Genomic DNA, 23,252 nt, shown 5'->3' with positions numbered 1-23,252 from the left:
AAAGAAATGGCCTAAAAGGTAGGCCATTTCAATAAAAAAAGCAGCGAACAACAAGGAGAGTTCATAAATGAAACTTAATTGCGACATGGGTGAAAGCTTTGGCGCATGGACTATGGGCAAAGACGCCGAAGTCATGCCTTGCATCGACATGGCGAGTATTGCTTGTGGCTTTCACGCGTCCGATCCCGTGATCATGCGCAATACTGTTGCCCTCGCACGCGAACATGGCGTGTCGATTGGTGCGCATCCGAGTTATCCCGATTTACTGGGATTTGGTCGCCGTAAATTTGATTGCACCGACGAAGAGCTTTACGCATGGTTGGGCTACCAGCTAGGTGCACTGACGGGCATTTGTCGGCAGCAATGTGCCATCGTGGATTACGTGAAACCCCATGGTGCGCTCTACAACACCATGATGAAAGACATGAAAGTACTACGCACGGTTATGCGCGCCGTGAAAGATACTGCGCCCGGTTGTCCCTTGGTCGTCATGGCCATTCCTCATCGTGACACCATCAATAATCTGGCAGAAGAGATTGGCATTGAACTGCTGTTCGAAGCCTTTTCAGACCGCGCCTATGACGATGAAGGCTTTCTCGTTGATCGTCGCATTGAAGGTGCGGTGCATGGCAGTGCAGAAGCGATCCTTCGACAGGTGCAGCAAATCACCGAACAGGGCACTGTCACCACCTTAAGCGGTAAAACCCTCAAGGTCGATGCTGACACACTCTGTATTCATGGCGATGGCCCTCACGCGTCTGCGGTTGCTCAGGCATTGGGGCTATGGAGGGCAAATGGCAAGAATTGAGGCCGTCAATGAACAGACATTGATTGTGTATTTAGGCGATAAGATTGATGAAGCTGTGGCAGCAGAAGTGAACCATGCCATTTTTCAAATCCAACATGCGCTTGGCAATTTAATCACCGATATCATCCCCTCTTATCACTCGATATTGGTGAGCTTTGATCTCAGCCGAACGGACAGATTCGACATCATCAAACGCATCAAACAGGCCTTAGCCACCCATACGGAGGCCGTGAGTAATGACAGCGACAAAGTGATTGTCGAAATCCCGGTCTATTACGGTGAAGACGTCGCATTAGACATGGCGGATGTGTGCAGCAAAACCGGATTAACTGCCGATGCAGTCGTCAAATTGCACAGTGAACGGGAATACCGCGTCTACGCCATTGGCTTTAGCCCTGGTTTTGCTTATCTCGGCAGTGTGGATGACGCCATTGTGATGCCACGAAAATCGACGCCACGGCTGAAAGTACCGACAGGAAGTGTGGGACTTGCCGACAACCAAACGGCCATTTACCCCAGTAGTACACCGGGCGGCTGGCAGATCATAGGACGAACGCCGCTAAACATGATCGACTGGGACAGTGAAACTCTCGCTCGCGTGAATGTGGGTAACCGCGTGAAATTTCGCCCGATAGATAGAGATGCATTTATCCAACTTGGAGGGGTACTCGATGAGTTTTGACGTGGTCAATCCGGGTATGCTGACCCTGCTTGAAGACAGCGGCCGTATAGGCTTTCAACACTTGGGGATCACCACGGGTGGTCCAATGGATGAACACGCTTTTTACTGGGCTAACCGTCTACTCAATAACCCACCTGGCACTAACCAGCTGGAGATCACCTTCGGTCAGCTTCAGCTCAACGTAAATGCAGCGACCTGCATTGCGATCACAGGCGCAGACTTGTCAGCGCGTATTAACGACAAACCCGTTCGAAATTGGTGTTCCTACGCCGTGAAAAAAGGCGACACCATCGAATTTGGTACACCCAAACAGGGACTACGTGCTTATTTGGCCGTGAAAGGCGGGTTTGAATGTGAAGAAAAGCTCGGCAGTGTCGCCACCGTAAAGCGCGAAAAAATCGGCGGCCTTAACGGCAACGGCGAACCACTCAAACAAGGCGATGTATTACGTTTCACACCGCACGTAAACGTGATCGATCAACGCGCGCCAAAGTGGACGATTCCCCATTACGATGCGCCATTAGAACTAGGGGTCATGCCCGCCTATCAAAACGCATCGTTTTCTCACGATGAACAGATGACCTTTTTCACCAGTGCGTATGAAGTGAGCCAGAACATCGACAGAATGGGATATCGCCTGTCGGGTGCGCCCATCAAAAGTCGCCTTGATGGCATCATTTCAGAGGGCATCGCGTTTGGCGCGATTCAGATACCCAATGATGGCCAACCTATTGTCTTGATGAAAGACAGACAGACCATCGGCGGCTACCCAAAAATTGGTTGTCTTAGCAGCTTGGGGGCAGGCCAGCTTTCGCAGCGCAGTCCGGGACAAAGCGTGAGCTTTTCACCCATGGACGTCGCTGATGCCGAAGTCGAACGGCGGTTATTTAATCGCGTGATTTTTGGGTAAAATTTCATTGGCGTAGCAAGTGTTGAATGCGCTACGCTTCCTTCCAATTCAAGCTCAATTAAAGCCTTTCAAACATGAATTTCATCATCAGAAACGTTCTATCTTCGGATGCAAAAGGCATCACCGAAATCATTAACCCTATCGTTGAAAGTGGTCAGTTCACTATCCTCGACGCCACTTTTTCTGTGTCTGACCAAGGTTTTTTCATTCAGTATTTCCCCGTGAACGGGGTTTTTCTTGTCGCTGAAGATAAAACGTCGTCAACGCTCATTGGCTATCAAACGGTTGAGCCTTTCGCCAGTTACACTCGTGCACTCGACCATGTCGGCATCATCACGACTTATGTGGCAGAAAATTATCGTCAGCAAGGCGTGTCTTCAGCACTTTTCGCTGCAACATTAGAAACCGCAAAAGCCCGTGGTTTTAAAAAGCTGATCGCCCAAGTCCGTGGCGATAATGAACCTGCTTTAACAACCTACTTAAAGCAAGGATTTGAAGTCGCCGGAACAGCGAAGAAACATGCCAAGATTAACGGCCAATATATCGATGAAGTGATGCTGGAAAAGTTTCTCTAACATTAAGAGGGTAAACACACTTTTCCAGCTTAATACCCGATATGTGAATAATGCTTAACGAGTATTAGTGACTAGGCTGGTAACTCCGGCCTTTTATCCTCCAGCGACCTAATTTGAATGTGAGCGATTGCTTCAGAATCGTTCCACTTGAGGTTGCTTGGGTATCATTTCAAGTACCAGTGTGATGCTCATCAAAATATCGCAACAACCTTCCCCCAATGTTTATTGGCAAAATATCAATTACATAGAAACAGAACACATATACAGATCTGCTGTGCTGCCTAAACTTTCAAGCAATAAATATCAATCAGCCGTCATTTTTATTACATATAACACAAAAGACCTAAATTTGAACCATCTCTGACCAATGTTTAACCTCACCTTGCAAAAACTTAAAGCTGGAATATTCTCCCGCGGGGGTATACCTTTAAAAGCAATAAGTTACGTTAACTTTATCGCTTAGATATAAGGCGTCAAAGACGTCGAACCGATATACGAGAGAATGCAAATTGATGTTTAAAATTGCAAAGCAATATATCCAGAATGAATCTGGCGTCACCGCTGTCGAATACGCCATATTGGGTGTTGCAATGTCAATTATCGTGTTGGCAGCACTGAGTCAAAATAGCGACTTGCACGAAGCACTCAAGACCGCATTTGTGACTATCCAAACCAATATCAATAACGCAGGTTCTTGATCACGGATTGATATCTCAAAAAACCGCTTCTTATCGTTAACATTCTTCATGAATAGCGAGAATGGCCTTGCTGGAAAACCAAAGGTTCGGCCTATCCTCAAAAAGCCCAACCTGTTTCAGAGTTTAGAAACAACGACTTTACTTAAATGACGCCGCCACTGGTCCCTATACTTCGTATCGAGTTGAGTAGCAGGGTAAGACCAAATGGCAGTGCGCGACAGTGCGTTGATTTCATGCAGAGAATGCGGCCTTGTTTGTGCCATTCCTAATTTGGAACATGGCCAAGGGGCGGCATGTCCTCGTTGTGGCCATACTCTGCTTACGCACGTAAAGAATACGCACACCAACGTTCTCGCTTACGGCTTATCTTGCGGCATCATGCTTGCACTTAGCTGCTTTTTCCCATTCATGTCTATTCGCGTTCAGGGCTTGTCGAACGACATCGTGCTATTGAACGCACTCAGCGTATTTCACTATTTCGACAACGATGTACTGGCTGCGATGCTGATCTTTACTGTGGTGGTGCTTCCCGTATTGACCATCACCGCCATGATGTATCTGTTCTTTAAAGCCAGCAGGGTTTTCTCATCCAGCCTACCGGACGGCTCCGTTACCCGTTCAAACGCCAATCAATGGACGCAGTTTCTCTGCCGCTTCGTACTTCGCGTTGAGCCTTGGCTGCTTGTCGATATCTTCTTTGTGGGCGTATTAGTCAGTATCGTGAAAATTGCTGCCATGACGGATGTGTCGTTAGGACCCGCATTTTGGACTTTTTTTCTTTACGCACATCTGGTTTTGAAATGTTCGCGCGTGGCAGACAAGCAATGGCTTTGGGATCGACTGTTTCCGACCCAGTCGTACGCACATGTTCATGCTGGCGACACCCACCTCAGCCAAACGCATCTTGTTTGCCGATTGTGCAGCCAAATCAACCCAACACACGCATCAAACCAGCACGATCCCAAGACGTGCCAACGATGTGGCAGCGGCTTGCAGGCATTTAACCCGTCCAACATTCTGACAACGTCTGCCGCACTGGTGACCACCGCGATCATCCTTTATATCCCCGCGAATCTGTACCCCATGATGTACACCACCAGCTTTGGATCGTCGGCGGCTTCAACCATCATGGACGGCGTGATTTTGATTTGGCAGTTGGGCTCTTACCCCATTGCCCTGATTATTCTGACTGCCAGCATTATCGTGCCAATCACTAAAATGCTGATCTTGGTGCATTTACTCATCAAGGCGAAATCCTCCAGAAAACAAAGCGCCAGAGACGCCTTAATACGGCTGAAACAATATCGCTTTATTGAAATCATTGGTCGCTGGTCAATGATCGACATCTTCGTCGTCGCGATACTCACCGCGCTGGTTCAATTTCATCAATTAATGAGCATTACTCCCGGCCCCGCCGTGTTCTATTTCGCCTTGGTCGTCGTTTTCACTTTGCTCGCGACGCACACCTTTGACCCTCGCGTACTTTGGCAAACCGAAGCCGTTTCAGCAGATGACAATTGTGCTGTTTCACCGGCTCCCGTCTCAGGCCAACAGACACCGATAAAACAGGAAAAGCATGGATAAAGACCGTGACGTTACCGCGCACGTAAAACCCGCTAAACGCATGGCAGCCGTGTGGATCATTCCTATCGTGTCGCTTTTCGCAGGCATATGGATGATCTACCAATATGCCAGTGAACAAGGCCCTGAAATCACGCTCACCGTTCCCACCGCTGAAGGCATAGAAGCAGGAAAAACCTTGGTAAAAGCACGAAGCGTGAAAATTGGTATCGTCAACAACGTGGCATTGAGCAAAAACTACAACGAAATTTTGCTCACGGTGCGAATGGACAGTGGCACCGAAAGAATGCTGAGAGAAGATACATTATTTTGGGTGGTGAAACCCCGCATCGGAACCGAAGGCGTATCGGGATTAGAGACCTTATTGTCTGGCCCCTACCTTGAACTGAGACCGGGTGAATCTGACGTCAAAAAGAGCAAGTTCACCGTGCTCGATTCCCCACCCGTGGCCCCCGCAGATACCAAAGGTTTGCGCGTTGTCCTCACTTCTGACGATGCAGGTAAACTCGCCATTGGCGATCCGGTGATGTACGAAGGATACACCGTCGGTCGGGTAGAAAAAGTCGGCTTCGACATCGACAAACGAAATGCCACCTATCAACTATTCATCTTCCAACCTTACGATGCTTTAGTCCGGAAACACACTCGCTTTTGGCTCAATTCAGGGCTAGATATCAAGCTCAACGCCGAAGGGTTTAGTGTGAATATTGCTTCCCTCGAATCCCTCATGATTGGTGGTGTGAGTTTTGGTGTGCCGGATGGAAATACGGATGGATCAGCGATTACCGAACAAATGCTGTCTTTCAAACTGTTTGATAATAAGAAAGAAATTCGCGAGAAAATGTATGAGCAATTCGTCGCTTACGCCATGCTATTTAGTGAATCGGTACGGGGGCTAAACCCCGGCGCCTCAGTGGAATATCGTGGCATTCGCATTGGCACGGTCAAGAAAGTGCCCCTTCATCTAAGCCAGCAAGCAGAAATGGGATCAGAAAAGATCCCCGTTCTGGTGCATATCGAAATGGAGCGAATATATGATGCTTCGCTCACGCTGAGCGAATCACAGCTTTTAGCTGACTTTAAAAAAGCGTTTGGCCATGGGCTTCGTGCCTCGCTCAAAACGGGTAATTTACTGACGGGGGCATTGTACATCGACACTGACTTTTACCCTGATTCCCCCCCTGAAACCCACATGGCGCAATATTACGGCTTTAACGTATTCCCAACCATTGACGGCGAATTTGTTCAGTTCCAGCGCCAGATAGGTACCATTCTTACCAAGCTAAGTAAGCTGCCACTCGACACCACACTGTCGTCTCTGGACGACACGCTCAGTACCACGCAACAAACGTTAAAAACCTTTGATGGCCTTGGACAGGATCTTTCTGTGACAGTCAGGCGTCTCGACGCCCTGCTAAAACAAAAAGACACACAGCAGCTACCAAAAGAAATTCAAAATAGCCTGACGCAACTTCAAAAAACCTTGAAAGGATTCAGTCCTGAATCAAGCTCCTACTCTGAACTTCAACAGGCGTTGTCACAGGTCAACGATGCATTAGGTCAACTCGAGCCGTTACTTAAAACCCTCAACGATTCCCCGGATGCGTTGATATTTGGCACAAGCGGACAAAACGACCCCGTGCCTGCGAAAGGAAAACGCCAATGAAAACTTTCCTCATGACGGCCTTGGCTTTGTTGATGCTTAGTGCATGCAGTAGCACACCCAATATTGAGCAAAACACCTATTTGCTCACGTCCGACTCATTGGGCAGAACCTATACCTTTCAGAACAAGGTGCCCATTCTGGTCATTCCCAACGTTGCGGTGTCGGATATCCTTTCTGGCAGCGGCATTGTTTACCAAATCTCGAACACTGAAACGGTCGCGGCAAACAATAACCGATGGGCGGAGGGCTTATCCGAACAACTCACCCGACTCATCATCTCTGGGCTTCGCGAGAAACAAACACGCTACTGGCCTGTCGGCACTTCGCCTATTTCCAGCACCTCGCCAGTGCAAACGCTTTGGGTAAAGATGGCGCAATTTAATGGCAGTTATACTGGCGATGCCATGTTGGCAGGTGAATGGATTTTGTTTGATGACAGCGGCAACATCCTGTTGTCCGAAACCTTCCAAATAAGCGAGCCCTTGAAGCAGGAGGGCTATCCCGCTTTGGTCGATGCCCTTTCCGTAGCACTCGATACTCTCACCACCCAGCTGGCTAGCACGCTGAATCCTTGAGGTAGAACCATGAAAACGAACACGTTACTTTCCCTAATTTGCGTATACGCCACCCTGCTCGGTATACCAACTGCCGCGCAAGCAGATGACAGGATCACATTGGGCCGGACCATCGTGTTTAAGAACACCGATTACGGTGCAGATATTCCCTTGGTGATTTGCCGCCGCGTCAACGCCATTCAAGTAAAGGCTGACCGGGATATGTACCTTCAAAAAGTGAAAATCACCTTTAAAAATGGCGATACCAAAACCATCCGCTTTTACCGCGACGTCGGGAAAGACAAAACCACAGATTGGCGAAAGCTGGCTTACAAGCGCTGTGTTAAGAAGCTGGAAGTGTTCGGCAAGTCAGAAAATTCATCTGCAGGCGTTCGGGTTTATGGGCGGCAGTAATCATGGACTGCCGCTAGAAGCTCAACACCGCACTCACTCAACAAAAAACGCGCCAATAGCGGCGCGTTTTCCCTTCGAAAATGCAGTAATCAGCTCTGATTCTAAATGGGTATGACACCCATCTGATCAAAACAGAATGCGTAAACGTCGGCATTCAAATCCATCACTTTATGGGTTGGCATGCCCGCGCCGTGACCTGCATTCACATCAATGCGGATCAGCACTGGGTTATCGCCGCCGTGTTTGGCTTGCAGCTCGGCGATAAACTTGTAAGAGTGTGCAGGCACAACGCGATCATCATGATCGGCGGTTGTTACCAAGGTCGATGGATAGCTAACGCCCGCTTTCACGTTGTGCACAGGCGAGTAACCCAGCAAGTAACGAAACATATCTGCACTTTGCGCCGATGTGCCATAGTCATACGCCCAACCTTCGCCCGAGGTGAAGGTGTGGTAACGCAGCATGTCTAACACACCCACTGCTGGAAGCGCGACTTTGAACAACTCAGGACGCTGTGTCATACAAGCGCCCACCAGCAAACCGCCATTTGAGCCACCACGAATGCCGAGTTTCTCAGAACATGTGTACTTCTCGTCAATCAGGTATTCAGCCGCCGCGATAAAGTCATCAAACACGTTTTGCTTTTGCTGCTGTGTCCCTGCGTCATGCCATGCTTTGCCGTATTCACCGCCGCCACGTAAATTGGCAACCGCATATACGCCTCCCATTTCAATCCAACTTGCCACGTTTGGGTTAAATGAAGGCTCAAGGCTAATGTTGAAACCGCCATAACCGTACAGCAGGGTGGGATGAGAGCCATCAAGTGCAATGCCCTTGCGGTAGCAAATCATCATCGGCACTTTCGTGCCATCTTGGGAGGTATAGAACACCTGCTTTGATTCAAGTTGCGTGCTATCAATGGCACACGCGCTGCGTCGATACAGCTTGGCCTCGCCCGTTTGTGGGTCAAAGCGGTAAGTATCGCTGGCAGTGGTGTAATTGGTGAAAGTGAAATACAGCGTTTTATCTTTTGCTCGCGCACCAAAACCGGACACACTGCCGACGCCTGGTAATGACACATTACGCACAAATGCGCCGTCAAATTGGTATTGTTTCACTTGCGTTTGTACATCAACCAAATAGCTCGCGAACAAGTAGCCTGCGCCTTTGTTCACGCTAAGCTCATGGCTTGTTTCAGGGATTAAATCTGTCCAATTTTTTTGATGAGGTGAAGCTGTGTCGACCGCCACCATGCGACCCATTGGCGCATCAAGGTTGGTGTAAATAATCAACTTGCCATCATGGTGTTCAAAGACATCACTGTCTGCGCTTTCATCTTCTGTCAGGCAAACCCGATCTGTGCCTTTGTCTAAATCCTGCACATAGAGCATATTGCCAGAGGTCGCATTCGCACCCGTGATCACCAGAAAACGATCGTCTTCTGTGGTGTAGCCACCCACGTAGCGATACTGAGGATCGCCTTCGCCACCAAACACTAATTCATCGTCAGCCTGCGACGTGCCCAATCGATGAAAATAGAGTTTATGAAGCTCGGTACGCGCAGACAATTCGCTGCCTTCCGGTTTGTCATAAGTCGAGTAGTAAAACCCTTCACTGCCCCGCCATTCAATACCTGAGAATTTCACATTCTCGATTTTATCGCTGAGCAACACGCCCGAAACTGCGTCCATGACATAGATGGTGCGCCAATCGCTGCCTCCTTCAGATGTAGAATAAGCAATGAAGGTGTCATCAGCGGAAAAGCGCATTTGATCGAGAGAGGTAGTGCCTGCTTCACTCCAGCTATTGGGATCGAGAAACACACCCGCATTTTCCATCACATCTTTGGTGCGAAAGACCACCGCTTGATCTTGCAGGCCATCGTTGCGGTAAAAATAGGTATATTCCCCGCGCGTGAACGGTGGAGATTCCTTGACGTAATTATTTGCCGTTTCAAGACGTGCCCGGATCGCATCGCGAAACGGTATCGCACGCAAATAACCGAATGTGACGTCATTTTGGGCATCAACCCAAGCAGCAGTTTCTTCACTCAGATCATTTTCAAGCCAACGATATGGGTCTGCGACCACAGAAGAAAAGTAAGTGTCCACAGTCTCGTCTTGACGTGTGTTCGGATAGCGGAACATGGCGTACTCCGTGTTGATTTTATGCATGTCATCATAACGAAAGGCTCAGGCGTCTGCCGATGTTTCTGTCCACATCCCAAACGATTAGCATATTGATGGCACCACCACACTGGGCACTTAATCAATACACTTTGCAGGGCGAATGGCTTCATGATAGATTCGCGATATTAGCGGCATCTACCGTCTAAGCCGACACAAAACAGCACAACCCAACTAGGAGGAACAACATGATTGTAGCAATGACCCACCCGGCAGGAATCGTACGCTAAGTAGCGCTTTTTAAACGATGGGTAAAACCACGTTTGCTCCACAGCTACCGCCCTTCTTTGCCCGGTGAATCTCGACCGGGGTCTTTCCGAATTGATTCGACCCTACAACACACTGTTACTCAAACACACAGATATACGCTCTGTGCGTAGGGAAAAACAATGACACCTTTTAAAACACTAAGCCAACTTGGCTGGCAACCTGTATTTCAGCAACAACTGACACTGGAAGATTACGAAAATACCCGTATCGCCAGAATTGCAGAACATCATCGTAGTCACTACTTACTGATCAATGAAACAGGCACAGAATCTCTTGAGATCCACGCATCGTTTCCCAGCATGACAGTTGGCGATTGGATATTGATCGACGATGACGGCCATTTCATTCGTCAGTTAGACCGTCAATCCTTATTTGCACGCAAAGGTGCTGGCACAAAAGTGATTGAACAGTTGATCGCAGCGAACATCGACACCGCCTTTGTTGTGTGTGCACTGGACCACGACTTTAATCTCAACCGTATCGAGCGCTATCTAGCAATGTGTGCCGATGCATTTGTTGAACCGGTTGTGGTGCTGACTAAGCGTGACCTTGCAGAAAACAGCCTTGATGCGGACGGCAACGCGTTTGATCTTGATGAGACCATTCGTTCAGTCGAAGCCTTAGCGCCTTTTTTGGCTGTTGAAGCAGTTAACGCACTCGACGAGCATACAGCTAACGCCCTCAGCCCTTGGCTGAAAGCGGGAAAAACGCTGGTTGTGATGGGGTCATCAGGCGTAGGTAAATCCACCTTGGTGAACACCCTGCTGGGGGATTCGGTGCAATCAACAGGTGGGATCCGCGAAAGCGACAGCAAAGGCCGACACACAACAACAGCGCGAAGCCTACACTGTTTGCCGTCTGGTGCAGTATTGCTGGATACGCCAGGGATGCGAGAATTGAAGATCTTCGATAGCGAAGATGGTCTCAATACTCTGTTTGCCGAAATCAAAGAATTAGAATCACAATGTCGATTTAGCGATTGCCAGCATGGTAACGAACCGGGTTGCGCTATTCGTGCCGCGTTGGAAACTGGCAATATTGACGAGCGTCGTTTGAGTAACTATCTCAAGTTGCAAAACGAAGACGCAAGAAACTCTGCCACCATGGCGCAAAAACGCGCAAAGGATAAAACCTTTACTAAGATGGTGAACACGATCCAATCAAGCAACCGCCATAAGAAAAAAGGGTTTTAAACCCGACATAAACAGAGCGACCCTGTGTCGCTCTGTTTCCCTCACCACCTCAACAGAATTTGCCTCCAAAACACGTGGCCTCGCAGATCCTAAGTTAATGGGTGCCCTCTTTATCCATTCTCGCGGCTAAACGCACCATGTGAAAATGCATTAGCGCATAGCAGAGGCTTCGACATGATACAAAAACGGTATTTGCTCTTGTCTGATACAAGAATCGCGGTTCAGAAAGCGTAAACTAAGATTGTACTTTGCTGATCTATTCATCCTTCCCCAATTGTTTCACAGTACGCAACGACTCATCACACCTCATCGACAAGGAACATTCTATGAAAGCAGGATTAGGCACCGCAGCCTTTGGCACCACCACATCGCCTTCTGATGCCTTCAAAGTGTTAAATGCTTATGTCGCTATGGGCGGAAGAATCATTGATACCGCCAACAACTATGCATTTTGGGCAGGCAACGGCGGTGAAAGCGAACGCACGATTGGAGAATGGCTGAAAACGGTTGACCGCAACTCAGTCGAGATTCACACCAAAATGGGTGCATTTCCGCTGGATGGTCAGGATTTTTCCACGTCCGAAGGCTTGAGTCGCCAAGCTATCGACACAGCCATTGCAGCGTCACTCACTCGTCTTGGTACTGACTATATTGATGTGCTTTACGCCCATGTGGATGATTTGAACACGCCACTAGAAGAAACGTGGACAGTACTCACAGAATACGTAAGAAAAGGCGTGGTGAAGAAACTCGGTATCTCAAATTACACGCTTGCTCGTCTCAGCGACCTTTGTGTACTCATTGAACGCCAAGAATTAACCCCTATCAGTTATGCACAATATCGCTATACCGTGATCCCACCGAAAGACGATGCGGATTTTGGCGTACAAATTTGCCTGACTGATGACATTAAGTCTCTGCTTCAACAAGCCAACCCTGACATCATTTTAGTGGCCTATTCGCCTTTGCTAGAAGGCGCATTTGAACACAGAGGAAAATTGCCCGCAGAATACGACACAACAGCCAATGAACGCTATGTGTTGGAACTTCGCGCCGAATCAGACATGACATTACTCAGCCCTTCCGCACTCGTGCTACGAAAAATTGCGAATGAAGGTATTCTGCCGCTGTGTATGACGAGTAAAGTGAGCCGCTTGAAAGAGAATTTTTCGTTGGTCAAAAAACTGAAATAAATAAAAAGGCATTGATAGGCAATAAGGGCAAGGTTAATCGTGCGAACTCACCCATTGCTAGCAGCAAAATAAACAAAGCGGCCAATGGGAGCCGCTTTCAATTAGGGGGATTTATTGCCAATGCCAGTTGCTAGGGTTCGCAGCAACTGCTTTTAGCGAATTAGCGTTCGGCTTTCGGCGCAGGCACAACCGGATAGCGCATACCCGCCATGTGCTCAATGCAGTGGATCACCTGACAGCTGTAACCGAATTCATTGTCATACCAGATATAAAGCACACAACGATTGCCATCGGCAATGGTCGCTTGGCTATCAACAACACCCGCGTAACGTGAGCCGACAATATCCGAAGAGACTATTTCAGTTGATTGGGTGTAATCAATTTGTCCTGCCAACGGCGATACCAGCGCAGTTTCACGCAAGAATGCATTCAAAGACTCACGTTCCACGTCACTGCTTAGGTTCAGATTCGCAATCGCCATGGAAACATTTGGCGTTGGAACACGAATCGCATTACCTGTTAGCTTGCCTTTTAATGCTGGAAGAGCCTTCGCGACAGCCTTCGCCGCACCTGTCGACGTTATCACCATGTTCAATGATGCTGCTCGACCACGGCGTTCACCACTGTGGAAATTATCAATCAAGTTTTGATCGTTAGTGAAAGAGTGCACGGTTTCAATATGGCCCGATTCCACGCCATAGCGATCATTCATCGCTTTTAGCACAGGCGTAATGGCATTGGTGGTGCAGCTAGCCGCTGAAATAATAGTGTCGTTATCAGCAATATCATCATGGTTCACACCAAATACGATGTTTTTGATATCACCTTTCCCCGGTGCAGTCAGCAACACTTTTTCAGCGCCTTTAGCGGTTAAATGTTGGCTGAGTCCTTCTACATCCCGCCACATTCCCGTGTTATCCACCACAACGGCATTTTTAATACCATGCGCTTCATAATCAACCTCTGAGGGATGATTCGCATAGATGAACTGAATGTAGTTACCATTCACAATCAGCGCATTACGGGCTTCATCAACCAAAATAGAACCATTAAATGGTCCGTGTACTGAATCACGACGCAGCAAGCTGGCGCGCTTTTCCAAGTCGCCATCTTTGCCGCCACGTACAACAATCGCGCGTAAACGCAGGGGATACCCCGGTCCGCTTTTCTCGATCATCAGACGTGTCACTAAACGTCCAATGCGGCCAAAACCATACAGCACAACATCTTTGGGCTCCTTAAGAGGTGTGCTTTTCGGTAGGTCTGCGACTGTTGTCTTTAAAAACTCGTCCAATTGCGCGCAATCTTGATGATCGCGCCAGTAAAGACTTGCGAGACGGCCCAAATCAATGCGACACGCAGGTAAATCAAACCCAGCTAACGCTTCTAGAAGCGGCAAGGTATGCGAAGTCGTCACTTCCTGTCCGGTATACCAACGCGCAACACGATGAGATTTGAGAAGATCAATGGTGCTGGCATTAATCACTGCCCGACCGTAGATCTGAATTTCGACACCTTTTTCGCGGTAGAGTTTGCCGATCAGAGGAGACATAGTTTCGGCATCGGTTTGGCTTTGTTGCCATTGGGTAAGATATTGTTCAGGGCTCATCGTTACTTTCTTTGCCTTTTTGGGTGCTTCACGGTGAAAAGTAGGATTAGGACTGTTTTTATTATTTTGGCGCAGAGTCTAACGAGGGAATAATTATTAACCAAGAAAAAATAAGATCTAAATCTATTGCCTATTATTCAATACTTTAACGATATTTTCGTTAACTAATTACTGTCTAATCCCCCTTAGCTTTATCGCCAACTAAAATCTGACTGAAAGTTTACTACGTAATATCGACAGAAAATTGTGATCACCCCACTTAATATTCGTCGATAAGTAAGAACACAAGCGGGTTCCTCTCTTCATTGCTCATTTAATTCCGACAAATAAGTGACAACTTGATTACACCTCTAAATGTTTCACTTTTAAGTCATGCGTTAGCCACCTATATAAAACAAGGCTTTACAAGCATTTATTCTCGAATTGGTGACTTACACTTGATAAATTATCCATTATTGGTATCATTTACAGGGTTGCAATGCTTAGAACACTAAAGGATTTGAATCACAATGAGTACTGAGACGATTTACCAGAACGCGACATTAACGCGTTTGAGGACGGACGAAGACGAGTGGGTGTTTCGTGTTCCTAGAACGGATGATGGCATCAATATCCATAGCCTCATCGCTAACTGCCCCCCGCTTGATGAAAACTCCTCGTACTGCAACTTCCTCCAGTCTTCCCATTTTAGTAAAACCTGCATTGTCGCTGAGCATGATGGCGAGATAGCTGGATTTATTTCTGCCTATCTAAAACCGGATTCCCCTCATGATCTGTTTGTTTGGCAAGTCGCTGTGTCTCCAAACATGCGTGGTAAAGGGTTGGCTTATCACATGCTGCAAGAGCTTTTGATGCGAGAGCATTTACAACATGTTGAGGCGATCGAAACCACGATCACTAAATCGAATGAAGGGTCTTGGCATTTGTTTAAAAAACTTGATGCCGCAAACGGCAGAAAAGGTGAAGTCTCCGTGTTTCTTGATGAAGCACAGCATTTTAAGGGACATCATGACACTGAGTTTCTTTTCCGCATCCCTTTGAATAAAAACACTCAATAATAACGGAACCCTCATGGACATTTTTAACAAGCAAGAATCAAACGTTAAGTCTTACTGCAACAGCTTCCCGGTGCTATTTACCGCAGCCAAAGGCTGCTGGCTGAAAACAGATAATGGCGATCGCTACATTGATTTTCTCGCTGGTGCAGGCTCGCTCAATTACGGCCATAACAACGCAATATTGAAGAAAGCCTTGATCGACTATATCGACAAAGACGGTATTACCCATGGCCTAGACATGCACACTGAGGCCAAAGCCGCGTTTCTAACCGCACTCCGTAATCACATCTTCGAACCTAGAAATCTTGATTACAAAGTGCAGTTTACCGGCCCAACAGGCACCAATGCTGTTGAAGCGGCGATGAAACTGGCACGTAAAGTCACTGGGCGTACCAACATCGTCACCTTCACCAATGGTTTCCATGGCTGTACCATGGGTGCGTTAGCTGCAACGGGTAACCAACATCATCGTGGTGGTTCAGGTATGCCACTTGCTGGTACGTCTCGTCTTCCTTATGAAGGGTATGCCGGTGTCGACGGATTGGCACTACTTGAAACGATGCTGAACGACAATTCAAGCGGCCTCGACAAGCCAGCTGCAGTTTTGTTGGAAGTGGTTCAAGGTGAAGGCGGTCTGAACGTGGCGTCTGATGCTTGGCTGCAAAAACTCTGCAAAATCTGTAAAGCCCATGGCATTTTGACGATTGTGGATGATATCCAAGCAGGTTGTGGCCGAACGGGGACTTTCTTTAGCTTTGAGCCGTCAGGCATCAAACCGGACATGATCACATTATCAAAATCCATCGGTGGTTACGGCCTGCCTATGGCAGTAGTACTGCTGAAGCCTGAATTGGATAAGTGGTCACCAGGCGAGCACAACGGCACATTCCGTGGTAACAATCACGCCTTTATCACTGCCACCAGTGCCATTGAAACTTACTGGCAGAATGATGACTTCGAGAATCACATTGCAGACCGAAGCCAACAAGTAAAGAAAACCATCGACCGTGTTCTGAAACGATTCCCAAGTTTATTTGTGCGCACCAAAGGTCGCGGCATGATGCAAGGTATTGAGTGTCAGCGACCTGAGTTTGCATCTTCTATCACGCGCCACTGCTTTGAAAACGGTATGGTCATTGAAACTGCAGGCCCGAATGATGAAGTGGTCAAATTTTTCTCACCACTTACTATCAGTGAGTCGGAACTAGAGCAAGGCCTACATATCTTCGAAAAAGCTGCCGAGCATGTTGCTACTGTTTCCACCCGTAAAGCGTCGTAAGGAATAAAAGATGATTGTAAGAACTCTTGAAGAGTGCCAAAACAGCGAGCGTCGCGTGGTATCAGAAACGTGGGAAAGCGTTCGCATGCTGCTCAAAGACGACAAGATGGGATTTTCTTTCCACATCACGACGATTTACGAAGGCACCGAAACGCACATCCACTACAAAAATCACTTAGAGTCAGTGTACTGCATGTCCGGCGAAGGTGAGATCGAAGTGGTCGGCGGTGAAACCTATCCAATTAAGCCGGGTACGCTATATATTCTCGACAAGAACGATGAACACTATCTGCGTGCCTACACAAATAAAGAAATGGTGATGGCCTGTGTCTTCAACCCGCCCATCACAGGCAATGAAGTCCACGACGAAAATGGTGTTTACCCGCTAGTCGACTGATTTACCCCCACCGCTTTAGGGAGCAATTTGCTCCCTTTCATTTATCGTCTTGGCAAGCAAAGGATTCATCCATGACTTATACCGTAGAAAAGATCGGTGGAACATCTATGTCGGCATTTGATGCCGTTTTGGACAACATTTTCCTCCGCCCCGCTTCCCCCTATAATCGCGTTTTTGTCGTTTCTGCTTACGGCGGGATTACCGATGCGCTATTGGAATGTAAACGTACCGGAGAGCCTGGTATTTATCAGCTTGTCGCAAAGCGCGATGACAGTTGGATTGAAGCCTTCCATGCACTCAAACAGCGTTTGCAGCTGATTAATGGCAACATGTTTGCCGACCCATTGAGCCGTACTCGCGCTGACAACTTCATTTGTTCACGTGTTGATGAGGCACAAAACTGCATCACTAACATTTTAGCGACTTGCCAGTACGGTCAGTTCACACTGCGTCAGTACCTTCCTCAAATCCGAGAGTTTTTATCTTCAATCGGCGAAGCGCACAGTGCGTTTAACACGGCCCTGAAGCTAAGAACTCTTGATATCAACGCACGTTTTGTTGATTTGTCAGGCTGGGATAACACACTGCAGGGTAACCTTGATTCCGTCATCTCTAGCGCGTTTAAAGACATCGATGTCAGCACCGAGTTACCCATTGTGACAGGCTATGCGTATTGCGATGAAGGACTAATGAAAACCTATGATCGTGGCTACAGCGAAATTACCTTTAGCCGCATTGCCTGCAATACATCCGCTGATCTTGCCATCATCCACAAAGAGTACCATTTGAGTAGCGCAGACCCACGTATTGTCGGCCCTGAAAACGTGCTGCCAATCGGTCAATCCAATTTCGATGTGGCCGACCAACTGGCCAATTTAGGGATGGAAGCCATTCACCCAAATGCCGCCTCAGGCCTTCGTCAGAACAATATTCCGCTTCAAATTAAGAATACCTTCGAGCCAGAACATAAAGGCACATTGATTTCGAAAGCGTATCAACCAGAAGCGCAAAAAATCGAAATCATCGCAGGAAAAAATAAGGTGTTTGCACTCCACATCTTTGATCAGGCCATGGTGGGCAAGATCGATAATGTAAGCTACGAGTTAATGGAAATCATCGCGGATGAGCGTGTGAATTTGGTTGGTAAAGAGATGAACGCCAACTCCATTACTTACTATTTGAGCGGCGCATCAAAAAGCTTGAATCAAATGCTTTATCGCGCAGAAAAGCGTTTTCCTCATTCCACCATCACGGGCCACATGGTGGCACTGATCTCCGCAATCGGATCAGAAATCAATACCAACACAACGCTGAGTAAAGGCGTATTGGCCTTGATGAGTCACGACATTTCACCCATCGCCGTTCACTCATCGATGCGTAATGTGAACGTGCAGTTCGTCGTCAAAGATAATGTTTATGAAAACGCGATTCGCGCGCTGCATCAGGAGTTTTTTTCCAAACAAGCTCGTAAGCAAGTCGCGTAGCGATTCGGCAAACTTAAAGTAATACCAATCAGATTAAGTAAGCGGTCAGACAGTACTAAAAAAACAGGGCCAGCGATCATGCATCGCTGGCCCTGTTTTTTAAGATAAATATCAGCTAAAAATCTAAGGCAGAAAGATTAACGCGCTTTAATCAATACCGATGTGTCCATGCGCCCCAAGCCTTGGGTTTGAAGTTCGGCATACTTTTCATCAACGGCTTTGGTAAGAGGCAGTGCTAAGCCTTTGGATTTAGCTTCATCAAGACAAATCCCTAAATCCTTGCGCATCCAATCAATGGCGAAGCCAAAGTCAAACTTATCCTGCGCCATTGTTATTGCACGGTTTTCCATTTGCCATGAACCCGCTGCCCCGTGCTTAAGAACATTCACCATTTGTTCAACGTCTAAGCCAGATGCTTGCGCCAAGGTTATACCTTCACTCAATCCCTGCAAAATACCGGCAATGCATATCTGATTAACCATTTTACAGCGCTGACCTTGGCCGTTTTCGCCCATCAATACCGCTTGCTTAGAATACGCATCAATCACGGTCTTTACACCAGCGAATACGTCGGCATCTCCGCCGCACATCACCGTCAATGCACCGTTTTCTGCGCCCGCTTGTCCGCCCGATACAGGCGCATCAATAAAGTGAACACCCTTTTCGCGACACGCACTCGCTAGTTCCATTGCCAATTCAGCCGATGTGGTGGTGTGATCCACCAGCACGCTGTCAGGTTTCATACTGGCAAGAACGCCAGTCTCGCCATATACCACGCTACGAACATCGTCATCATTGCCCACGCACACAAACACCATATCGCAGTTTTCAGCTGCATCACGAGGGGTTAACTCAACCGAACCTTGATAAGCTTCTGCCCACTTTTCAGCGCGTGCTGTTGTGCGATTAAATACGCGAGTCGCATGGCCTGCCTTGGCCAGATACCCTGCCATGGGATACCCCATCACACCCAACCCAATGAATGAAACCTTCTTGTGTGTCATCTCCGCTTCCCTAGCCTCTACAGTAAAGGAACGTTGTAACGTGACGACAGACAGGAAACAAGCAAAAGTTCCTTTTGATCTTGGCGTTATAGACAGAAACCTTGTTGCTATTAATCGAAAGCATACGCGCACATTAACCAATAAAGTGCTACCCTAACGCGGACTTATCTTAAGAGATGCTAAAAATGAGCAAACTGACTGCAGATACCCAAGCGAACCTGATGCTTTTCGTTGAAGAAACCCAACGCACCCAAGTGGTGTGGGGCTTGAAAAACGAAGAAGATGGTTGGCTGGCTTGCGACTCTTCTGAATTCGAAAACAGCGAAGTAATGCCTTTCTGGTCTGCAAAAGAAGATGCAGAACATCATAATGTCGAAGAATGGGCTGATTTCGATGTCGTTGAAATCCCGTTGGATGTGTTCGTTGAAGATTGGTTAGTCACGCTCAGCGAAGATGGCATATTGGTTGGTACCAACTGGAATGCAGAGCTAGAAGGCAAAGAACTTGAGCCTGCGGAACTCGCGAAACTATACCTGTAGTCAAACGACTCTGACAGATGCAAAAAAGGGGCTAGCGGTGTTATCCGCCAGCCCCTTTTTTATATCAGTCGATACACAATCGTTCACTTAGAAACTAGAAACTAGAAACTAGAAACTAGAAAAGAGCATTCGCCGCTATGTATTACACCGCGACCGAATCATACAACGCGATTCCAGTCAGTACCGACATTTCATCAAGATACTGGCGAACATGACCCGGATAACGCAGCCCTTTTATCACGGTATAATTGCGTAGGAACGGAAAGATATTTACGTCGTCATATGTCAGTTGATTATGACGCTGTGAAGGCGGCACCAGCCAATCAAGCTTGAACAGTTCCACGTTCAATTTGGCAAGATATTCTTCACTGTTAGCAAAGGCTTCATCAAACGTCATTCCAATCATGGCGGATTTGTTTTTGATAAACCATGCATTCGCCTCTTCACTTTGAAATTCCGGTAAATCGATCATCATCCAACGCGGATAAATCAGGTGAGAACCGAAATATCCAGCCACTTCCATCCACGATGAAATGCGATCACTCTGACGGCCAGCGGCCACAATAGGTTGCCCATCCACCTTGTCAAAGTACGCCGCAATATCAAGACTTTCAGCCATATAAGAACCATCCGGCGTTTCTAGAATCGGTACCAAGTTAGCACCCACTTTCTCGACACGTGCCTCAACATCATGGTTCTGAAGATAGACAAGTTCCACATCCACCTTTTTCAAGCCGGCGACCATCATAGCCTTGATACAGAATGGGCAATGATCGAACACGAACAGTTTCATACAACATCCTTTTTTGAAACACGGCATGTGCCCACGTTTTGTTGTGGCACAGAATTGGAATCGCGATTGTAATCAGTTTTATCAACAAGCGATATGACGCCCTCCGCAATCTACATAAAGGTGCAAAAATCCATGCCACACCCCAAAGCAGGAGAAGACGAAAACTAGACCGCGGCTTTTTTTGGTGTTCGCGTAAACAAAAGATAAACCAGAGGCACAATGCAGACAAAAGGCAACATGGCTAAGTTAAGCGTTTGCCAGCCTAAGGTGACTTCGAGATTCCCCGCCAACAATGCAGTAACGGTGACACTGCCAAACACCGCAAACTCATTGAATGCCTGTGCGCGCGATTTATCCTGAGGCAAATATGTCTGGGTGAGTTTACTGGTCGCACCAATAAACATGAAATTCCACCCGACCCCAAGCAGGACCAGAGCCACACGAAAATGCCACTCCGACACCCCATTCATGTTCACTAAAATACAGGCGATAAAGAACAAACTCCCCAGCATGATGGTCATGCGAGTCCCGATTTTCCCAATAATCGACCCGGTGAAAAATGACGGAGCAAACATCCCTAATACATGCCACTCAATCACCAGCGCCGCCTGCTCGAACTCAAATCCGTGCTTGTGCATAGCAATGGGCGTGACTGTCATCAACAAATTCATCACCGCATACGCGACAACGGCTGCGAACACCGCAACCAAATATCCTGGAACGCGAATAATGCGAAACACCGAGCGTGGTGGGTTGTTTTTATCAATCGCCGGAGCTGGCGGTAAGCCGATAAATTGCAGAACGATGAGAGAGATAATATAAAGCACAGTGATGCCAACGAAAGCACCGCTAAAATGAGTACCGGGTAGCCAGTGCTGACTGGCAATTGCGAGGTTTGGCCCAAGCACTGCCGCCAGCACGCCTCCGACCATGGATAATGAAATGGCCTTATCGTGGCTTTCAGGGGCGCTCACTTCCAACGCAGCAAAGCGATACAAGGTGCCAAATCCAATCCCGACGCCCAACAGCAAAGTGCTGAAGCAAAATAGCCAGAAAGCCGCTTCACTCAATGCATAAACACACAACATCGCGCCAAAAATACCAATGACATTACCGAGCATAAACCCATTTTTTCGACCAATTTTAGCCATAATGAGAGAAGCAGGGATAGTCGCCAGCATCAAGCCAACAAACTGAGTAGAAACAGGTAAGGTAACCCAATTGTCACTCGGGGAGAGTTGTTGACCTATGAGGTCATTAACCGAAATGAGCACGATATTTCCACTCATCAGAAGGGCTTGGCAAAGCGCCAACAACCAAACGTTTTTATTCATTCCGTGAATATCCAGAGCAAAGGAAAGCAATCATCCGAGTATCCCGCAGCGAAGTAGTGACAGCAACCTTTGAAAGCGTTTTCAATTCATCAACATTTCAAACCTTCTAACAAACAGCCGCCAGTTTACATGCTGGATCACATCTTAAGCCTGTGTAAGGCGTTCTAACATTCCTGTCTCGACATTAAGCCACACAGAATCAACGGATTGTGCAAACCTGTAAATGTTAACAAGCCAACTCGTATCACTATTTATACTCAAGGAAGGTGTTAGCTATGTCAGTGGTTTCAAATGAGGCAATAGAAATACTTGGGGAATCAGACGTCGATTTTCTCTATGGCTCAACGCAAGATGACTATTTTGATTTGCAACGCGACAACGATGATCTCACCATTGTTGGATTCAGCGGTCATGACACTATGTATTCGGGTCGCGGTGATGACATATTGGTCGGTGGTGCAGGTAACGATTTTCTCTTTGCAAATTTCGGCAGTAACTCGTTGCGCGGCGGTACGGGTGACGATTACATTCTGAGTAAAATCGACTCAGACCAAGATCGCGGCAACTATCGCGATGTGATGCAAGGCGGTATCGGCGACGATACTCTCTCTTCTGAAAGCTCGCAAAACTGCACAATGTATGGCGGAGAAGGCGATGACTTTTTCTCATTTAGAGATCTCGGCATAGCCGAGTCTGGCGTGAGTTTCTGCATTGGCGGACAAGGAGCAGATTCATTTAATTTCTTTGAGTTTGAGGAAAGCGATGATGTCGACCCAAGCAATACCGTAGTGCGTATTACTGATTTTGAAGTCGGCGTTGATAAGCTCGCGTTCCACTTTTATGGCAATGAATACCTCACCAATCAAGACACTTCATTTATCGTGACGCAACAAGGCGCAAACATGCTGATAAACTTTCAAGACAAGGTAACCATTGTCTTGCATAGTATTGATAGCACCAATGTCACCACGAGCGACCTGTTTCGGAATGATGATTTAGAGCCTATCGACCCGATTCTTTTCTAA

At 47.5% G+C, this 23,252-nt stretch carries 22 protein-coding genes; 17 read left to right on the top strand and 5 right to left on the bottom strand.

Translation table 11 applies throughout. The annotated features are described in order from the left end of the window. Positions 1-67 precede the first annotated feature (67 nt). The 9 genes from AC3CIC_RS22180 (at position 68) to AC3CIC_RS22140 (ending at position 7,888) form a co-directional block, all read left to right on the top strand. Positions 68-808, top strand: a complete 741-nt coding sequence (locus tag AC3CIC_RS22180) for a 5-oxoprolinase subunit PxpA (RefSeq protein ID WP_488516273.1) — start codon at positions 68-70, stop codon at positions 806-808. Then, complete coding sequence (pxpB, locus tag AC3CIC_RS22175; protein ID WP_394209334.1) at positions 795-1,490, top strand: 5-oxoprolinase subunit PxpB; 696 nt, start codon at positions 795-797, stop codon at positions 1,488-1,490. The genes AC3CIC_RS22180 and pxpB overlap by 14 nt, the downstream gene beginning before the upstream one ends. Next, positions 1,480-2,400, top strand: coding sequence for a 5-oxoprolinase subunit C family protein (locus AC3CIC_RS22170; protein ID WP_394209333.1), 921 nt, complete (start codon positions 1,480-1,482; stop codon positions 2,398-2,400). The genes pxpB and AC3CIC_RS22170 overlap by 11 nt, the downstream gene beginning before the upstream one ends. A gap of 74 nt (positions 2,401-2,474) precedes the next feature. After that, positions 2,475-2,975: a GNAT family N-acetyltransferase gene (locus tag AC3CIC_RS22165; RefSeq protein WP_488516272.1), complete on the top strand. Its 501-nt coding sequence runs from the start codon at positions 2,475-2,477 to the stop codon at positions 2,973-2,975. A 512-nt stretch (positions 2,976-3,487) separates the two neighbouring features. After that, complete coding sequence (locus tag AC3CIC_RS22160; RefSeq protein WP_016962404.1) at positions 3,488-3,673, top strand: Flp family type IVb pilin; 186 nt, start codon at positions 3,488-3,490, stop codon at positions 3,671-3,673. A gap of 204 nt (positions 3,674-3,877) precedes the next feature. Further along, positions 3,878-5,257 carry a PqiA/YebS family transporter subunit gene (locus AC3CIC_RS22155; protein ID WP_488516271.1) on the top strand — a complete coding sequence of 460 codons (1,380 nt, stop codon included), beginning with the start codon at positions 3,878-3,880 and terminating at the stop codon, positions 5,255-5,257. Then, positions 5,250-6,920, top strand: coding sequence for an intermembrane transport protein PqiB (gene pqiB, locus AC3CIC_RS22150; RefSeq protein ID WP_488516270.1), 1,671 nt, complete (start codon positions 5,250-5,252; stop codon positions 6,918-6,920). The genes AC3CIC_RS22155 and pqiB overlap by 8 nt, the downstream gene beginning before the upstream one ends. Beyond that, on the top strand, positions 6,917-7,495 hold the full coding sequence (locus tag AC3CIC_RS22145; protein WP_488516269.1) for a PqiC family protein: 579 nt from the start codon (positions 6,917-6,919) through the stop codon (positions 7,493-7,495). The genes pqiB and AC3CIC_RS22145 overlap by 4 nt, the downstream gene beginning before the upstream one ends. A gap of 9 nt (positions 7,496-7,504) precedes the next feature. Then, positions 7,505-7,888, top strand: coding sequence for a DUF2541 family protein (locus tag AC3CIC_RS22140; protein ID WP_016962408.1), 384 nt, complete (start codon positions 7,505-7,507; stop codon positions 7,886-7,888). 101 nt (positions 7,889-7,989) lie between these two features. Here AC3CIC_RS22140 and AC3CIC_RS22135 read toward each other — a convergent pair whose 3' ends face one another. Continuing rightward, entirely contained in the window at positions 7,990-10,035 is a 2,046-nt protein-coding gene (locus tag AC3CIC_RS22135; RefSeq protein ID WP_488516268.1) for a prolyl oligopeptidase family serine peptidase, read from the bottom strand. Positions 10,036-10,463: 428 nt separating this feature from the next. Here AC3CIC_RS22135 and rsgA point away from each other — a divergent pair, with 428 nt between their 5' ends. Further along, positions 10,464-11,537 carry a ribosome small subunit-dependent GTPase A gene (gene rsgA / locus AC3CIC_RS22130; protein ID WP_488516267.1) on the top strand — a complete coding sequence of 358 codons (1,074 nt, stop codon included), beginning with the start codon at positions 10,464-10,466 and terminating at the stop codon, positions 11,535-11,537. Between the two features lie 326 nt (positions 11,538-11,863). Next, on the top strand, positions 11,864-12,730 hold the full coding sequence (locus tag AC3CIC_RS22125) for an aldo/keto reductase (protein WP_488516266.1): 867 nt from the start codon (positions 11,864-11,866) through the stop codon (positions 12,728-12,730). A 160-nt stretch (positions 12,731-12,890) separates the two neighbouring features. Here AC3CIC_RS22125 and AC3CIC_RS22120 read toward each other — a convergent pair whose 3' ends face one another. Further along, a complete protein-coding gene (locus tag AC3CIC_RS22120; RefSeq protein ID WP_017006865.1) occupies positions 12,891-14,339 on the bottom strand; it encodes a glyceraldehyde-3-phosphate dehydrogenase in 1,449 nt (482 codons plus the stop codon). A 509-nt stretch (positions 14,340-14,848) separates the two neighbouring features. On the opposite strand from AC3CIC_RS22120, the gene ectA reads away from it, so the two are divergent. The 4 genes from ectA (at position 14,849) to AC3CIC_RS22100 (ending at position 18,557) form a co-directional block, all read left to right on the top strand. Beyond that, positions 14,849-15,397, top strand: a complete 549-nt coding sequence (ectA, locus tag AC3CIC_RS22115; RefSeq protein WP_488516265.1) for a diaminobutyrate acetyltransferase — start codon at positions 14,849-14,851, stop codon at positions 15,395-15,397. Between the two features lie 13 nt (positions 15,398-15,410). After that, entirely contained in the window at positions 15,411-16,676 is a 1,266-nt protein-coding gene (gene ectB / locus AC3CIC_RS22110; RefSeq protein ID WP_016962414.1) for a diaminobutyrate--2-oxoglutarate transaminase, read from the top strand. A gap of 10 nt (positions 16,677-16,686) precedes the next feature. After that, positions 16,687-17,073, top strand: coding sequence for an ectoine synthase (locus AC3CIC_RS22105; RefSeq protein ID WP_016962415.1), 387 nt, complete (start codon positions 16,687-16,689; stop codon positions 17,071-17,073). A 71-nt stretch (positions 17,074-17,144) separates the two neighbouring features. Next, positions 17,145-18,557 carry an aspartate kinase gene (locus AC3CIC_RS22100; protein ID WP_016962416.1) on the top strand — a complete coding sequence of 471 codons (1,413 nt, stop codon included), beginning with the start codon at positions 17,145-17,147 and terminating at the stop codon, positions 18,555-18,557. A gap of 137 nt (positions 18,558-18,694) precedes the next feature. On the opposite strand, the gene AC3CIC_RS22095 is transcribed toward AC3CIC_RS22100, so the two are convergent. Beyond that, positions 18,695-19,561: an NAD(P)-dependent oxidoreductase gene (locus tag AC3CIC_RS22095; protein WP_488516264.1), complete on the bottom strand. Its 867-nt coding sequence runs from the start codon at positions 19,559-19,561 to the stop codon at positions 18,695-18,697. Positions 19,562-19,746: 185 nt separating this feature from the next. On the opposite strand from AC3CIC_RS22095, the gene AC3CIC_RS22090 reads away from it, so the two are divergent. Further along, entirely contained in the window at positions 19,747-20,100 is a 354-nt protein-coding gene (locus tag AC3CIC_RS22090) for a DUF2750 domain-containing protein (protein ID WP_488516263.1), read from the top strand. Between the two features lie 142 nt (positions 20,101-20,242). Here the strand turns inward: AC3CIC_RS22090 and grxB are convergent, their stop codons facing one another. Both grxB and AC3CIC_RS22080 read right to left on the bottom strand, forming a co-directional pair. After that, positions 20,243-20,893 carry a glutaredoxin 2 gene (gene grxB / locus AC3CIC_RS22085; protein ID WP_488516262.1) on the bottom strand — a complete coding sequence of 217 codons (651 nt, stop codon included), beginning with the start codon at positions 20,891-20,893 and terminating at the stop codon, positions 20,243-20,245. 164 nt (positions 20,894-21,057) lie between these two features. Next, the gene (locus AC3CIC_RS22080) at positions 21,058-22,227 is read right to left on the bottom strand and encodes an MFS transporter (protein WP_488516261.1); all 1,170 of its coding nucleotides are present in this window, start codon (positions 22,225-22,227) and stop codon (positions 21,058-21,060) included. Positions 22,228-22,502: 275 nt separating this feature from the next. Here AC3CIC_RS22080 and AC3CIC_RS22075 point away from each other — a divergent pair, with 275 nt between their 5' ends. After that, complete coding sequence (locus AC3CIC_RS22075) at positions 22,503-23,252, top strand: calcium-binding protein (RefSeq protein WP_488516260.1); 750 nt, start codon at positions 22,503-22,505, stop codon at positions 23,250-23,252.

The sequence above is a fragment of the Enterovibrio sp. QJM3NY_24 genome, assembly GCF_057786035.1.
This window is presented reverse-complemented; position numbering and strand designations above follow the sequence as displayed.

Coding starts and splice junctions, on each gene's coding strand:
- AC3CIC_RS22100 (WP_016962416.1), top strand. CDS start 17,145: ATGACTTATACCGTAGAAAAGATCGGTGGAACATCTATGTCGGCATTT.
- AC3CIC_RS22155 (WP_488516271.1), top strand. CDS start 3,878: ATGGCAGTGCGCGACAGTGCGTTGATTTCATGCAGAGAATGCGGCCTT.
- AC3CIC_RS22170 (WP_394209333.1), top strand. CDS start 1,480: ATGAGTTTTGACGTGGTCAATCCGGGTATGCTGACCCTGCTTGAAGAC.
- AC3CIC_RS22105 (WP_016962415.1), top strand. CDS start 16,687: ATGATTGTAAGAACTCTTGAAGAGTGCCAAAACAGCGAGCGTCGCGTG.
- rsgA (WP_488516267.1), top strand. CDS start 10,464: ATGACACCTTTTAAAACACTAAGCCAACTTGGCTGGCAACCTGTATTT.
- AC3CIC_RS22135 (WP_488516268.1), bottom strand. CDS start 10,035: ATGTTCCGCTATCCGAACACACGTCAAGACGAGACTGTGGACACTTAC.
- AC3CIC_RS22080 (WP_488516261.1), bottom strand. CDS start 22,227: ATGAATAAAAACGTTTGGTTGTTGGCGCTTTGCCAAGCCCTTCTGATG.
- ectA (WP_488516265.1), top strand. CDS start 14,849: ATGAGTACTGAGACGATTTACCAGAACGCGACATTAACGCGTTTGAGG.
- pqiB (WP_488516270.1), top strand. CDS start 5,250: ATGGATAAAGACCGTGACGTTACCGCGCACGTAAAACCCGCTAAACGC.
- AC3CIC_RS22075 (WP_488516260.1), top strand. CDS start 22,503: ATGTCAGTGGTTTCAAATGAGGCAATAGAAATACTTGGGGAATCAGAC.
- grxB (WP_488516262.1), bottom strand. CDS start 20,893: ATGAAACTGTTCGTGTTCGATCATTGCCCATTCTGTATCAAGGCTATG.
- AC3CIC_RS22145 (WP_488516269.1), top strand. CDS start 6,917: ATGAAAACTTTCCTCATGACGGCCTTGGCTTTGTTGATGCTTAGTGCA.
- AC3CIC_RS22140 (WP_016962408.1), top strand. CDS start 7,505: ATGAAAACGAACACGTTACTTTCCCTAATTTGCGTATACGCCACCCTG.
- ectB (WP_016962414.1), top strand. CDS start 15,411: ATGGACATTTTTAACAAGCAAGAATCAAACGTTAAGTCTTACTGCAAC.
- pxpB (WP_394209334.1), top strand. CDS start 795: ATGGCAAGAATTGAGGCCGTCAATGAACAGACATTGATTGTGTATTTA.
- AC3CIC_RS22165 (WP_488516272.1), top strand. CDS start 2,475: ATGAATTTCATCATCAGAAACGTTCTATCTTCGGATGCAAAAGGCATC.
- AC3CIC_RS22180 (WP_488516273.1), top strand. CDS start 68: ATGAAACTTAATTGCGACATGGGTGAAAGCTTTGGCGCATGGACTATG.
- AC3CIC_RS22090 (WP_488516263.1), top strand. CDS start 19,747: ATGAGCAAACTGACTGCAGATACCCAAGCGAACCTGATGCTTTTCGTT.
- AC3CIC_RS22125 (WP_488516266.1), top strand. CDS start 11,864: ATGAAAGCAGGATTAGGCACCGCAGCCTTTGGCACCACCACATCGCCT.
- AC3CIC_RS22120 (WP_017006865.1), bottom strand. CDS start 14,339: ATGAGCCCTGAACAATATCTTACCCAATGGCAACAAAGCCAAACCGAT.
- AC3CIC_RS22095 (WP_488516264.1), bottom strand. CDS start 19,561: ATGACACACAAGAAGGTTTCATTCATTGGGTTGGGTGTGATGGGGTAT.
- AC3CIC_RS22160 (WP_016962404.1), top strand. CDS start 3,488: ATGTTTAAAATTGCAAAGCAATATATCCAGAATGAATCTGGCGTCACC.